Source organism: Picosynechococcus sp. PCC 8807, assembly GCF_001693295.1.
Lineage (GTDB): Bacteria > Cyanobacteriota > Cyanobacteriia > Cyanobacteriales > MRBY01 > MRBY01.
In genome coordinates this window covers 1,811,210-1,824,957 of record NZ_CP016483.1, presented here as the reverse complement: position 1 = coordinate 1,824,957, position 13,748 = coordinate 1,811,210, and the positions used below count along the sequence as shown (strand labels likewise).

13 protein-coding genes and 1 pseudogene are annotated in these 13,748 nt (G+C 49.8%); 6 read left to right on the top strand and 8 right to left on the bottom strand.

Annotated features, from left to right (window positions below; translation table 11 throughout):
• Positions 1-18: 18 nt before the first annotated feature.
• Both mltG and AWQ24_RS08785 read right to left on the bottom strand, forming a co-directional pair.
• Positions 19-1,107: an endolytic transglycosylase MltG gene (mltG, locus tag AWQ24_RS08790; RefSeq protein ID WP_232318796.1), complete on the bottom strand. Its 1,089-nt coding sequence runs from the start codon at positions 1,105-1,107 to the stop codon at positions 19-21.
• A complete protein-coding gene (locus AWQ24_RS08785) occupies positions 1,097-1,687 on the bottom strand; it encodes a DUF3727 domain-containing protein (protein WP_030007472.1) in 591 nt (196 codons plus the stop codon). The genes mltG and AWQ24_RS08785 overlap by 11 nt, the downstream gene beginning before the upstream one ends.
• Positions 1,688-1,819: 132 nt before the next feature.
• On the opposite strand from AWQ24_RS08785, the gene AWQ24_RS08780 reads away from it, so the two are divergent.
• From AWQ24_RS08780 to metK, 3 genes are all read left to right on the top strand, one after another.
• Positions 1,820-2,167 (top strand): hypothetical protein, encoded by a 348-nt coding sequence (locus AWQ24_RS08780; protein WP_012307328.1) that lies wholly within the window; start codon positions 1,820-1,822, stop codon positions 2,165-2,167.
• An 89-nt stretch (positions 2,168-2,256) separates the two neighbouring features.
• Positions 2,257-3,249, top strand: a complete 993-nt coding sequence (galE, locus tag AWQ24_RS08775; protein ID WP_065716585.1) for a UDP-glucose 4-epimerase GalE — start codon at positions 2,257-2,259, stop codon at positions 3,247-3,249.
• A gap of 133 nt (positions 3,250-3,382) precedes the next feature.
• Positions 3,383-4,636, top strand: a complete 1,254-nt coding sequence (gene metK / locus AWQ24_RS08770) for a methionine adenosyltransferase (protein WP_065710854.1) — start codon at positions 3,383-3,385, stop codon at positions 4,634-4,636.
• Positions 4,637-4,674: 38 nt separating this feature from the next.
• Here the strand turns inward: metK and AWQ24_RS08765 are convergent, their stop codons facing one another.
• Complete coding sequence (locus tag AWQ24_RS08765; protein WP_062434541.1) at positions 4,675-5,874, bottom strand: YihY/virulence factor BrkB family protein; 1,200 nt, start codon at positions 5,872-5,874, stop codon at positions 4,675-4,677.
• A 685-nt stretch (positions 5,875-6,559) separates the two neighbouring features.
• Here AWQ24_RS08765 and AWQ24_RS08760 point away from each other — a divergent pair.
• Together AWQ24_RS08760 and AWQ24_RS08755 are read left to right on the top strand one after the other, a co-directional pair.
• Positions 6,560-7,096, top strand: coding sequence for a hypothetical protein (locus AWQ24_RS08760; RefSeq protein ID WP_232318795.1), 537 nt, complete (start codon positions 6,560-6,562; stop codon positions 7,094-7,096).
• 213 nt (positions 7,097-7,309) lie between these two features.
• The gene (locus AWQ24_RS08755; protein ID WP_157096844.1) at positions 7,310-8,458 is read left to right on the top strand and encodes a hypothetical protein; all 1,149 of its coding nucleotides are present in this window, start codon (positions 7,310-7,312) and stop codon (positions 8,456-8,458) included.
• Between the two features lie 29 nt (positions 8,459-8,487).
• On the opposite strand, the gene larC is transcribed toward AWQ24_RS08755, so the two are convergent.
• Complete coding sequence (gene larC, locus AWQ24_RS08750) at positions 8,488-9,726, bottom strand: nickel pincer cofactor biosynthesis protein LarC (RefSeq protein WP_065716582.1); 1,239 nt, start codon at positions 9,724-9,726, stop codon at positions 8,488-8,490.
• Positions 9,727-9,739: 13 nt separating this feature from the next.
• On the opposite strand from larC, the gene AWQ24_RS08745 reads away from it, so the two are divergent.
• Positions 9,740-10,411, top strand: coding sequence for an L-threonylcarbamoyladenylate synthase (locus tag AWQ24_RS08745; RefSeq protein ID WP_012307321.1), 672 nt, complete (start codon positions 9,740-9,742; stop codon positions 10,409-10,411).
• 116 nt (positions 10,412-10,527) lie between these two features.
• On the opposite strand, the gene phoU is transcribed toward AWQ24_RS08745, so the two are convergent.
• From phoU to rnhA, 4 genes and pseudogenes are all read right to left on the bottom strand, one after another.
• Positions 10,528-11,196, bottom strand: coding sequence for a phosphate signaling complex protein PhoU (gene phoU / locus AWQ24_RS08740; RefSeq protein ID WP_065710849.1), 669 nt, complete (start codon positions 11,194-11,196; stop codon positions 10,528-10,530).
• A 159-nt stretch (positions 11,197-11,355) separates the two neighbouring features.
• Positions 11,356-12,870, bottom strand: coding sequence for a DEAD/DEAH box helicase (locus AWQ24_RS08735; protein WP_065716581.1), 1,515 nt, complete (start codon positions 12,868-12,870; stop codon positions 11,356-11,358).
• Positions 12,854-13,147: a hypothetical protein gene (locus AWQ24_RS16710; protein ID WP_315862037.1), complete on the bottom strand. Its 294-nt coding sequence runs from the start codon at positions 13,145-13,147 to the stop codon at positions 12,854-12,856. Before AWQ24_RS16710 ends, AWQ24_RS08735 begins: the two co-directional genes overlap by 17 nt.
• Before the next feature lie 162 nt (positions 13,148-13,309).
• Positions 13,310-13,735 (bottom strand): annotated as a pseudogene (gene rnhA, locus AWQ24_RS16705) (ribonuclease HI); the annotation flags it as partial.
• Between the last annotated feature and the right edge of the window lie 13 nt (positions 13,736-13,748).

Here is a 13,748-nt window from a genome sequence, read left to right as displayed (position 1 = left end):
TCACGATTGATTTTTTAACTATTCCGTCTCACCGTCGATGGTGGCGCGGATCCGTTGGGTAGCGGCTTCATGTTCTGCCAGGGTTTCACTGAAAACATGGGTGCCGTCGTAGTTGGCCACGAAAAATAAAAAGTCCGTCGCTTCAGGATTGGACGTCGCCCGAAAACTGGCTAGTCCCGGTGAGGCGATCGCCCCTGGTGGTAAACCTTCATTGAGATAGGTGTTGTAGGGATTAGGGGTGCGCACCTGCTCAAGGGTAAGGGGCTGTTCCTTCGTTTGGCGAATGCCGAGGCCATATTCCACCGTCGGGTCTGTTTCCAGGCGCATGCCCTGTTCCAGGCGATTGACAAATACCCCGGCAATCAACGGCCGCTCCTCAGGGATCACCGCCTCTTTTTCCACAATGCTCGCTAGGGTCACCCATTCCGCGAGGGACAAATCCAAAGGCACCGTTTCGGCCTCATAGAGGGGCAAGACCACCGCCTCAAATTGGCCTAACATCTGCTCAATAATCGCTGGGGGGCTGGGCTGGGCGGTATCGAGAAAATAGGTGTCGGGAAATAAAAAGCCTTCTAAGGAGGTTAAATCTGCTGGCAACCAGGGAAATTGCTCGCGGGGGATGGTCTGGGTCGCCGCAATAAACTCCGTGGCCGGAAAAAACCCCAAAGCTTCAAAACGGTTTGCCATCTGTTGGATCGTCCAACCTTCGGGGATGGTCACGCTCGTCTGTACCACGTCCCCTGACCAAATTTGCTGGGCGATCGCCGGGAGATCTTGGTTGGGCGGAAATTGGTAGGTACCCGCCTTGAGACTGCCGCCTCGATCCGTGAGCCTGAGCCACTTTACCCAGATCTGCCACGCCTTGGGCGATTGGATTAAACCCAAAGCCGTTAAATCTTCGCCAATTTGGGCTGCGCCTGTACCGACTGGAATGTCGAGTTGTACCGTCTGGTCAGCATTTTCCCCAGGGGCGATCGCCCACCGCCACCAGGCCCAACTCTGCCAAAAGGCGATCGCCACTGTCAGGGCGAGGATCCCAGAAAACCAAGGAAAGCCCCGTTTTCGCTGTGCTAAGGGTTGCGTTTTGGGGGGCGCATTAGTCGGCATCTTGGAGCAGGAGCGTATCAACTAAACTTTGGATCATCGGATCCCCAGGTTCGAGGATCTCCATTTCTTCATCCTCAGTCACCTTCACAAAAATAGGAATCGGCTCTAGGGGCGTGTAGATGCTATACAGTTGGTCGAGGTGGTAGAAGCGCGCTAATTCCTGTAACTCTTCGGCCTCTAGCTCTTCGTCTTCAAAGTCATCATCTTCAATCTCTAAAGAGAGAATTTTATCCTCTTCCAGGGGGGGCAACTCACCACGAACGGTCATCACATGGGCTGTATCCTGGAGGATTAAATCATGTTCTGCCAAAACAGCCTTGGCATCGGGGAAAATTTCTGCAAGTTCCTCTGGATCTTCAACCAGTTCCGTTTCCGGTAAATCGCTCTCCTCGGCTTCATCTTCGTCCCAAGCGAGGATCACCACTGGCTGGTCTACTGGCATCAAAAAATAGTATTCAGTGCCATCCTGGGTAATTTCATTCTCAACGTAACAATCTAGCGATCGCCCCATGGCATCGGTGAGGGTAACGATGTCCTGAGCATCAAGCTCCCGTCCGGAATCAAAAGAAGGCGAAGACATAGACAGTGGCTGGCAAAAAAGGAACAGAAATAATTTCTCTCAGAATATCACGCAGTGGGCCAAAGTTTTGATTTGTACAGGCCCCCTAAACTCCCACTATGATGTTTTCAATGCGCCCATTGTGATCTGCCCATGTCCAAAGCCCCAATTACTGTCCAATCCGAGGTTACAGCCCCCCTCACAAAAACCGTCCAGGAGCAAGAATTTGAAGAGAAACGCCTCCAGGATATGTTGCTGCTCATTGAAACCATGTTTTTGCGGGAAGAGACCACGGTCAAACTGGTTTTAGAATGCCTCTACGACATTGGCTCGGTGAATTTAATCAACAAAAAAGTCCGCCGCCGCCCCCTCAATCGCTTGGCGAAATACATTGCCCGATTTTCTAAGCCTATTTTTCGGATTTTGGCCTGGCGTTGGTTTATGAAAAATTGCCCGACTCTCCTGGTAAATTGGCTCCATGGGAAGGTGTCTAAATTCTAGTTTCTGAATTTGAGAAAGGATTTGATGCCGAACCAGTTAATTGCACGAATGTTCTAGCGGTCATTTAGAAGATAAACAGGGGGACAGCCATGGCAGACAAAACAGTTTTAGTCACGGGGGGAGCGGGTTACATTGGCTCCCAGGCGGTATTGAGTCTGCAACGGCGCGGTTATCGGGTCATTGTGCTAGATAACTTGGTCTATGGTCACCAAGATTTAGTGGCGTCGGTGCTCAAAGCGGAACTGATCGTTGGGGACACAGGCGATCGCCCTTTGTTAGATCAAATTTTTACAGATCACAAAATCGATGCGGTGATGCACTTTGCCGCCTATGCCTACGTGGGGGAATCGGTCACAGCGCCCGCCAAATACTATCGCAATAACGTGGTCGGGACTTTAACACTCCTGGAGGCGATGATCGCAGCGGGAGTCAAGCAGTTTGTCTTTTCTTCTACCTGTGCCACCTACGGCGAACCAAGCGAAATTCCCATCCCCGAAGCTCATCCCCAAAACCCAATCACCCCCTACGGCATGAGCAAGCTGATGGTGGAAAAAATGCTCTGGGATTTTGACCGGGCCTATGGCTTGCGGTCGGTGATGTTCCGTTATTTCAACGCAGCGGGAGCTGATCCCAATGGTCACCTAGGAGAAGACCACAACCCCGAAACCCACTTGATCCCCCTGGTGCTCTTTGCGGCCCTCGGTCAACGGGAGCATATTTCCATTTTTGGCACCGATTATCCTACCCCCGACGGCACTTGCGTCCGGGATTATATCCATGTGAGTGACCTCGCCGATGCCCATGTTTTAGGTCTGGAATATTTACTGCAAGGCGGGGCAACCAATGCCTTTAACCTCGGCAATGGCAACGGTTTTTCGGTTAAAGAGGTAATTGAGGCCGCCCGCAAAATTACCGCCAAAGAGATCAAGGCGATCGCCACCGACCGTCGCCCCGGTGATCCCCCCAGCCTTGTGGGAAGCAGTGAAAAAGCCCGTACAGTTCTGGGTTGGCAACCCCAATATGCTGACCTGGAAACTATTTTGCAACATGCTTGGCACTGGCACCAACGGCGGCATGGTTAACCTAGCGGTCAGGAAAATTGGCGATCGCCCAGCAGAAACTCCCGAATTCTGAAAGAGAAAGGAACTCAACCAGATAAAATAAAAAGCCACTACCCCGCTTGTCCACTTTCTAAACTCAAGAGGATATACAACATTGTCTCGTCGTTATCTCTTTACCTCCGAATCCGTCACCGAGGGACATCCCGATAAAATTTGTGACCAAATCTCCGATGCAATTTTAGATGCCGTACTTGCTGCTGATCCCAGTAGCCGTGTTGCTGCTGAGGTTGTGACCAATACCGGTTTGGTGCTGATTACGGGTGAACTAACAACCCAAGCGAATGTGAATTTTATCCAGGTGGCTCGCCAAAAAATCAAAGAAATTGGCTACACCAATGCCGATAATGGCTTTTCTGCCAATAGCTGCTCTGTGATGGTTGCCCTGGATGAACAATCCCCCGACATCGCCCAGGGGGTCACCAGCGCCCAGGAGCAACGGGACAAACTCAGTGACGACCAACTCGATGAAATTGGTGCCGGAGACCAGGGGTTAATGTTTGGCTATGCCTGCAACGAGACACCCGAATTCATGCCCCTCCCCATTAGTTTGGCCCATCGTTTGTCTCTGAAATTGAGCCAAGTGCGCAAAAGCGGTGAACTGCCTTACCTCGGCCCCGACGGTAAAACCCAAGTAACGGTGATCTACGAGGACGGCAAACCCGTGGGGATCGATACGATTTTGATTTCGACCCAGCACACAGAGACCATTGGGGCACTCACAGACAATACGGAGATTCAGGCCAAGATCAAGGCGGATCTGTTGGAAAAAGTAATTAAACCTGTTTTTGTCGGGGCAACGGTGGGTTTAAGTGACAGTACGAAGTTCCTGGTAAACCCCACTGGTAAGTTTGTCATTGGTGGCCCCCAGGGAGATTCTGGACTTACGGGCCGCAAGATTATTATCGATACCTACGGTGGCTATTCTCGTCACGGGGGCGGTGCTTTCTCCGGCAAAGATCCCACTAAGGTAGACCGCAGTGCTTCCTATGCTTGCCGTTATGTGGCGAAGAATATTGTCGCAGCGGGCCTTGCGGAAAAATGTGAGGTGCAGGTGAGCTACGCGATTGGGGTGGCTCGTCCAGTGAGTGTGATGATCGAGACCTTTGGTACTTGCACTGTGGATGAGGATCGGTTGCTCGAAGTCGTGCAGAAACATTTTGAACTGCGTCCGGCGGGGATTATCCAGGCTTTCGATCTGCGCAATTTACCGAGCCAACGTAATGGGCGTTTTTATCAGGATGTGGCCGCCTATGGACATTTTGGTCGGACAGACTTAGATCTTCCCTGGGAACGTTTGGATAAGGTAGATATTCTCAAACAGGAACTGGCCACGGCAACAGTTGCCTAGTTTTCTTGCGTACTGACGTCCTAAACCTAAAAAGCTAATTAAATTTCCCCTGGTGCTTCTTCTGGCAGTGGGGGATTTTTGTTGAGTTGGCGATCGCCGCGTTTGAGGGCATCTGCAAGCATGGCTTCGCCGACAACGACATTAAGCTGATCCCCTAGGAGCATCACCAGGGCGCTGAGTTGGAGCCAGAGCATCAGAATAATCGCCGTCCCCACAGCCCCATAGACACGGTTATATTGGCCAAAGTTGGCAACATAGAGGCGAAATAGAGAAGAGATAATCGCCCAGGAAACAGCTCCCAGAACGGCACCGGGCAAAATGGGCATCCCTTTAATCAGGCGACTAGAACCCATGCTGTAGATAAAAGCAAAGGCAATGGAAACGATCGCCAAGGCGACGGGTAAACTCAAGAAACGCCAGAGAATAACCAACAGATTTGCCAGATCATAGTTGATCTCCATATCGACAATCAGATTTTGGATAAAGAGAATCGAAAAACACAGGGCGAAAAAGGCAATGAGGGCGATCACTAAACCAAAGGACATCTGTTTGAGCTTGCGCAGGGGATGACGCCGATCGGGGGGGCTCGTCAGAATGTTAATCACCATCGCAATAATGCCCGTCCCTAACCCCAATGCTAACGGGAAACTCAACAGCCGCCAGAGGGTGACCAGCACGTTGACCCCCGTCGTATCTACAGGTAAGCGCACAATTAAATCGAGTCCGACTTTAATGACGCTATCGCCCACCAGCACCAAAAATGAGGCAAAAATCAAAAGGGCGATCGCCCCCAGGGTAATAAAAATCGACATCAACTTTGCTTTCCAGAAAGGACGCCGTTGTTCCGGGGGGATTTCGTGGATTTGATCGAGGGCATTCATTGCCGCACTCAGCGCCCCGGACGAGACCCAGATCGTCGCTACAAAACTCACCGAAAATAAACTTCTACTGGGAGTTTTGCTAATTTCTGCCGCGAACTCCCGCAGGAGCGTCCATACCGACACCGGCATCACATCTTCGTAATAGCTCGCCAACTGTAGAATGGTTTGGTTATCGAGGGTGGCCGTGAATAAGCCCAGGGCCGTCAACGCCATAATGATCGTCGGGAACAAAGACAGCATGACGTTAAAGGCAATCTCCGCCGAAAGCCCCAACAGTCGCCGTCGTAACGCCTGGCGGATCGTCCAATACAGCGTTCGGTGATTAAGAAATAAAAAAAATCGCAAAAAACGTTTCATCGCCTGACCGATCGGGGCAACATATCTTTTGAAGCGTGTTTATGCAGCTGCATTTGCTGAAACATTTTGAGATTCCAAGAAGTACAGTACCACTACCTATTAGTTTATCGGTCAAAACTCCCTTGGCGATCGCCTCGCTTCTCCCCCCAAAGCACAAAGCCACGTCAGGCCGCTGTCGCACTACCCAAAAATTATCTGGTCAGCTGACAGGATTATCAAGTACATCTTTATGACGAAAATCACGCCTAAAGTTTACCAATGGTGCGATATTTGATAGATTGTTGCCGAAAAAAAAAATCTTTTTCAATCTTAATAAAAAGTAGTGAGAAAATATCAATAAAAAAAATATAGAAATACGACCCAAAACTTTTTATTTTTCTCTGGGTTATAAATCCTTTAAAAGAGTCAAATGATCCCCGAATGTGGGGAATTACCCCTCAACCCCATCGGGTCAAGCCTTACTTTCTAAAGCGATTTTTCTGGTTGATGGCTTAAATCCTCTGTTTTTAAGGACAATTCTCTTATTGAATAGTTTTTAAATCAGTTAAAAAATAAGATAAAGAAAAAATTAAATTTTTTAAGCCATTTGTTATTACTTTTTATAAAAATAAGCCGTTGTTGCAGGGAAAAATAGCGACAATATTATTAGCCCTACATTACTTTTTCGATGGTGGAGGTAACTGATATGTTACACCCTACAATGCACCAATCCCTAAGTCTGTTGCTAGTCCCCCTCGGTTTAGTCCTGGCCACAGCCCTAGGCCCCCAGAAAAATCTCAATGCCCAATCCTGCAACGTCTATATGGGTCAAGCGGTGACTGGCGCGAGTATCAATGTGGATCGTTGTTCCATCCGGCGGGCCAGTGAACGAAGTGTTAACTTTACGTACTACCTCGGCCAAATGAAAATTAATGCCCAGGCCCATTGTTGGGATAACACCTGGACGAGCTTCCATGATGGTGTGACCCATGGTCCCAGATCCACGGCCACCCAAAATATGCTGAACTTTGTCTGTGATGGTAATCCTGGTAATACGGGCGCGAATGATACTGCTTTTGTCTTTGCTCCCCCCTCGAATGTCCGCACTTACCCCAATGGGCCAATTTTGTGCACCGTGCGATCGCGCCAAACCATCAACCTCTACGGCAACCAAGGAAATTGGTTCTATACCGATGTCTGCGGCGGCATGGGGATGATTCACTCTAGCCAAATTCGCTTCTAGGAACGGATAGTTAAGACTCAATGTTGAGGCCCAATCTTGGGCAAGGGGTGGGGAATTTTTGGCCTTGGGTTGACGCCTCGCTCAATGGAAAAATTATTTCGGTAATTTTTCGGCGGTTTCGTAAAAGATCAACAACGCAATGTAACAAACCCCAGGGGAGAGATACACTACATGGTAGCGCTGGGGTTATTTGATCAAATCAGTGAGGAAAGCATGCCCATCAATAACGCACCACAATTAGAGCGTCTACTCTCTTTAGTCAAGGAAGGTCAGCTTACCCAGGAAGAGTTTGGTGTACTCCAGGCTCACTTTGACCTCAAAATAACTCCCACCCCTCAAGGTACGACGAATCAGGCGACTGCAGCCCCAAAGTCTCCATCGACGGAAGAAAAAACCGCCGATTCTTTTTGGAAGAAGCCGATTTTTGGCAACAAGAGCTTGGTGGAGAAGGTCACAAACTATTTTGCGAAGCCTGCGGTTCCCCCTTATTCTCTTGATCGCTATGGGCAGCTTTGGAAGCAACTTGAAACGAAGGCGATCACTCTCCAGGGCTTGGAAAATCGAAAATTCGGCAATCAGGAGTTCCTTGATTTCTTTCGGATTCGGATTTTAATCGATCTGAACATGGGCACCTTTAAAAACCTCAAGAATACGATTGATTTGTTTGAGGTGATGTTATTTTCCCTTGAAAGCTTTGTCTTGATTAACGAAACGGAATTTCTGTATCGCAGCCCGACTCAGCTTAAGGTCTACGAGGCGATCGCCGATATTTTAGACCATCACACCGACAGCACCGAAATTGTCCTCGAAATGAAAGCGAGAGTCACCCCTTTCCTCAAGGAATTTAAAACCGATGAGGGCCTGCGGGTCACCAAAAACTATATTTTGGCGATTAAAGAGGTTAGTCGCTACAAAAGTGGCGTGAAGTTGCTGAACATTTTGAGAAACCTGAAATCCCGCTATTCTCTGCTGTTATCAACCTTTAAACTGGCCCAGGAAGTGTTAACACAGCCAATTGGCACCGATCTAGAGGTTTTGGAACAGCGGGTTTCGGAGATCGAGGAAACGGTTTACACGCTGTGTTCGGCGATGGGGATGCCGAGGAACCAAAATAACCTTTTGGGCCACGTCAAAGTGTTTCACTTTCTCGCATTGAACTATCGCAATAAAAATGCAGGGGCTGAGTTTAAGGCTCTCCTGGGGGATCTCAGAAAGTGGGAGCAAATTGCCGGGGAGTTACAGACGATTAAAGACACCTATCCCCCCAATGATTATGATGTGCCGGATATTTTTAAGCAGGATTTCCCCGGTTTACCCCTTTATCAGAAATACCAGCGTTTTTTGAATATTCGTAAGGCATAGGGGACGACGGTGCTGGATTTTTTGAGGGGTCAAGACTCGGTGTGGAATTGGCAAAGGGCTTGTTGGGCGATCGCCTGCCAGGATTGTCCAGTTTGTTGGGCGATCGCCTTAACGTCTTCGTATTCCGGTTGGACGTTGTAGATTTTGTCGCCCCGGTAGCCGATTTTCAGTTGAATCTCTCCAGCAGGGGTGGCAACAGTTTCAAAGCGCCGCTGGAGAATTGACCGGGTTTGGGTGTGGCGACGGATGCCGAGGGTGCTGGTTTCGGTAAACAGAATTGCTTCGCAAATCTCGACCAATGCCACGGGACAAATCACCGTTAGGAGAGTGCCTAGGCGATTTTTTTTCATCGTGATCCCCTGGGTGAAAACGTCTAACGCCCCGGCCGCTTGTAATTTTTCGCAGGCATAGGCGATCGCCTGGGGATTGAGATCATCAATTTGGGTTTCGAGGGTAACTATGGTTTCCAGATGGGGCGTTTCTGGCTGGTGGCCGATCCAGAGCCGCAATAAATTCGGCAAGGGTAAATCAATGGTGCCAGAACCCAGGGCAATTTTTGCGAGGGTCATGGCGGGTGGCCGACAAAAGTCCGTTGCTAAAGTGGTGGCGATCGCCGCGCCGGTGGGAGTGACTAATTCTTTTTCGATGCCATTGCTATAAACCGGAACCTGGCGTTGTTGCCAGAGTTGGAGCACCGCTGGTACCGGGACGGGCAAAATTCCGTGGGCTGCTTTCACCGTGCCGCCACCAGTGGGCATCGGCGCACAATATAATTCATCAATTTCTAACCAATCTAGTCCTAAACAAGTCCCCACAATATCTACCAGGGCATCGGTCGCACCAACTTCGTGGAAATGTACTTGCTCTGGGGTTGTACCGTGAACCGTTGCTTCGGCGATCGCCAAATTCTGAAAAATCGCCAAACTCCAGCGTTCAACCCGCTCTGGTAAGCCTGCCCCTTTAATCATGACCTGAATTTCTGGCAGATGGCGGTGGGGAGCATGGTCAGCATGATGGTGATGAGTCTGATCCTGGGAATGATCATGGTCATGGTGAGCTGCCTTAGTTTTGAGATCCACAAAGACCTTTGTCGCCCGCTGTCCTTGACGAATCACCGTTTCCGCCCGAAGATCGTATTCAGCGGCGATTCCCAAGCGATTTAGCTGATTTTTGAGATATTCCAGCGGTACGCCCCCATCTACCAATGCACCGAGACACATATCTCCTGCAATCCCCGTCGGGCATTCGAGATAGGCAATTTTTTTCATAGCGGCAAAAACAATGGCTAATTATTATTCACTCCACCCGAAAAATCCCCAACAACGGGATTTAGAGGCGATCGCCCAACAACTCCGGGCTGGGGCCGTGATGTTATATCCAACAGATACAGTGTACGCCATTGGTTGTGATCTCACCGCAAAGCAAGCCGTGCAAAAAGTGCGCCAGCTCAAGCGCCTCGCCAATGACAAACCCCTCACTTTCCTCTGCTCGTCCCTGTCGAATATTTCTGAATATGCCCTCGTCAGTGACGAAGCCTACCGGATTATGAAACGGGCAATTCCTGGCCCCTATACCTTCTTACTTCCCGCCACAAAACAGGTGCCAAAGCTGGTGATGAGCCCCAAACGCCGCAGCACCGGGATCCGCGTCCCCGATCATGCCATTTGCCAGGGTTTACTCCAGGCCCTCGGCAATCCGATTATTTCCACCTCGGCCCACTTGCCTGATGAAGATGGTGAACCTTTTACCCTCGGCCTCGAAAAAGCGCGCCTCTTTGATGCCCTAGAACCCCTTGTGGATATCATCATCGACAGTGACAGCGAGCCCGGCACCAAGACTTCTACAATTCTCGACTTTTGCGATCGCCAACCGACCCTCATCCGTAAAGGCCTCGGCTGGGATGCCCTCGAAGGCTGGCTTGACGTGGTTGATCTCTCCGACGCCACCCAATAAACCCACTATCCTTCCCTGGGGAAGGTGGCCGCTAGGCCGGAAGGGGTTACTTCCCTTGAGGGGAGCTAGAGGGGTGTCAATACTTGAGAAAAGCTAGAAGGGTATTCTTTCTATCGTTAGCCCCGTTGTCCAGTAATGATATAAGAAACGCGCTGGGCAATATTTGTCGCGTGGTCCGCCATCCGTTCTAGATCTCGGATAATCAACGCCATCAGAATAAACGGTTCAATCACCCCAGGCTGATTTTGCTGCTGGGCCAGGGCTGCATAAATGCGATCATAATCATCATCGACCCGATCATCTAATCTCTTTACATAAGCACCGGCATTGGGATCTAAATCCGCTAGGGCCACCAAGCTTGTGGACAACATCAACTGGGCATGTTCCGACATCCCTTCAATATCCGCCATTAGAATGTGGGTCGGATAGGGGACTAAACGCATCGACTTTTCCGCCAAATCCTCAGCATAATCAGCGATCCGCTCCAAATCTCGCACCAACTGCATAAACGCACTCACAAACCGACAATCTTGACTCACTGGGGCCTTCAGAGTCAGCATTGCCGAGCAATCAGCTTCAATCCGGCGATAGTAGCGGTCGATTTCTTTATCTAAGGCCCGGAGCGTTTCATAGGCCTCTAAATCTTCTTTAAACAGACAATTATGACCCAAACGAAAGGCTTGCTCGACCAGCGCCCCCATCCGCAAAACTTCTTGTTCTAAACGTTGTAAGGAACGTTCAAATTGCGTTCGTTCTCTTTGGGGTGGCTGATGAAACAATTGCATAGATTTTAAATTGCGTTTCTTTATATCGCTTTTTATAGAGACTATTCTTACATTATAATTCCAAAGTTTAAAAAAGATTAAGTTATAATTTGGTTAACGATTTTTCTGAGCAGTTTTCTTTGTAAAAAGAGGCACTTTATGGGCAAAATCAAGGGCATTTTAGTCGTTAGGAAGACCTAGATCTGGTGGAACTTTGGGGGGTGTGGATTCTCCTGGAGAGTTTGCTCTGTAAGGATTCTGGGATTCTGCAACCCGTGGTAAATTGCTGTTTAAATTAACAGAGGTAAGTGGTTGCTTTGTTTGGTTAAGGGGAGAACGTCGCCGTTGGGAAAGTTGCTCTTCATTTGTATTTTCTGCTACCAATTCATACAAAAGGGCCAACTTTGTCGATGATTTACCTTTGCGTAAAATTCGCCCTAAACGTTGTACATATTCTCGACTCGAACCACTACCGGAGAGAATAATCGCCACCCGGGCATTGGGCACATCAACCCCCTCATTCAAAACATGGGAAGTCACCAGGATATGGTATGTTTCGCGACGAAATTTTTCGAGGATTTGGTGCCTTTCCTTGACTGGAGTCTGGTGGGTAATGGCGGGAATTAAAAAGTCCTGGGAGATACGATAAACAGTGGCGTTATCGTTGGTGAAAATCAGAATTTTTTCGGGGTAATGACGCTCGATCAACTGGGCGAGGGTGCGCAATTTTCCGGCGGTGCCAGCGGCGATATCTTTGGCCTGACGGTGGGCTAACATAGCACGGCGACCCGCAGCAGAACGACAACTGAGCGCAACAAAATTTTGCCAACCTTCCAGGGAACCCAGATAGATATTATTGTCCTGGAGAAATTGGTTACGGGTGGCGATGAGTTGTTGATATTGGTCGGCCTCGGTGGTGGTCAGAGGAATTTTGAGTTGAATAATTTGGTGCTCGGCTAGGGCTTTCCCGGAAAGGGAACTGGGGGTACGGTCATATACGACAGGCCCAATGAGGTGTTTTAGATCCTGCTCACGGCCATCGCTCCGGTCGGGGGTGGCGGTTAAACCGAGACGATAGGGGGCAATGGAATATTCGGCGATCGCCCGGAAAAAGTCACTGGGTAAATGGTGACATTCATCGAAAATAATCAGGGCATATTGGTTTCCGAGGGTTTCTGCGTGGATCGCGGCGCTGTGGTAGGTGGCAATCAAGATAGGGGTGCGATCGCGGGAACCACCCCCCAACAGACCCACATCAATGTTCGGAAAAGCGGTGCTGAGCTGGGCATACCATTGGTGCATCAAATCGAGTGTAGGCACCACCACCAAGGTTGTGCGGGGGGTGCTGGCCATGGCCAGTTGGGCGAGGTAGGTTTTTCCGGCAGCAGTAGGTAAGACCACAACCCCCTGGCGATCGCCTTTTTTCCAGGCTAACAAGGCTTCCCGTTGGTGGGGATAGGGTTCGAGGGGAAAGGCCGGATCAAAATCTAGGGGTGAAAATTGTTGGGCTGCATCGATAAAATCTACCCCTTCGTTTCGTAACCGTTCCACGAGGGGGCGATAATCCTGGGCCGAGAGCTTAAATTTTTCAATGCGATCATCCCAAGTGACGAAATCTAGCCAAGTTTTACCCTGGGGTGGGGGATGGAGGATCAGGGTGCCCCGGTCATAGGTGAGTTTAGGTCGTCGTCTCATCACCGATAATGCGGTCGAGTTGCCAAAGGATCTGATTACCTTCTCGTTTGACCCGGGAGACAATCCAATTGCGCCAAGTCCATTCATGGCCCCGACTGGTGACGGCACTGGCATTTACATCCATTAGATCTGCCAACTCAGAACTACTAATAAAATAACCATTTTCCGCAATTTCATCGGCAATACGGAGACTTTCGATGAGGTCTGTTAAGCGCTTAACTCGTTCATGGTAGGGCAGGGTAATGTCTTCAGGGGCAAGGCTGGTGAGATCTGTCATGGGCTCTTGGGGAGATGGATTCGGCGTTACAACGTTAGATTTTGGGTAATCTATCGTCAATTGTGGCGGGCTGTTGGTGCTCGTACCTCTAGATTTTGGTAGATCTTTGGTTGCATTGGGGCTGCGTAGGTTAGGGGCTTGACCCCGGGCAAAGCCATTGGCGATCGCATCGGCCCGTTCATTCCCTGCCTCACCGCTATGGCCTTTGACGTGACACCAAGAGATGGTCGGTTGGTTCAGTTGGTTCAGTTGTTGCCAGAGGTCTTGATTTAAAACGGGGTTGCCAGTGGCGGTTTTCCAGCCCTTTTTTTGCCAGCCTTTAATCCATTTGGTGATGCCGTCGATGACGTATTTACTATCGGTAAAGAGGCGTACTGGTTCTGGCTGGGGACAGTCGCGGACAAATTCGAGGGCCTGGATTGCGGCTTGCATTTCCATGCGGTTATTGGTGGTTTCGGGTTGGCGATCGCCCATTTCCAGAACGGTGCCATCGGTAAACTGGATCACCACTCCCCAGCCACCGGGGCCGGGATTGCGAATACAGCCACCGTCGGTATAAATGCGGTCAATTGTGCGTTGTTGTGCCATGAAATACGGGGAA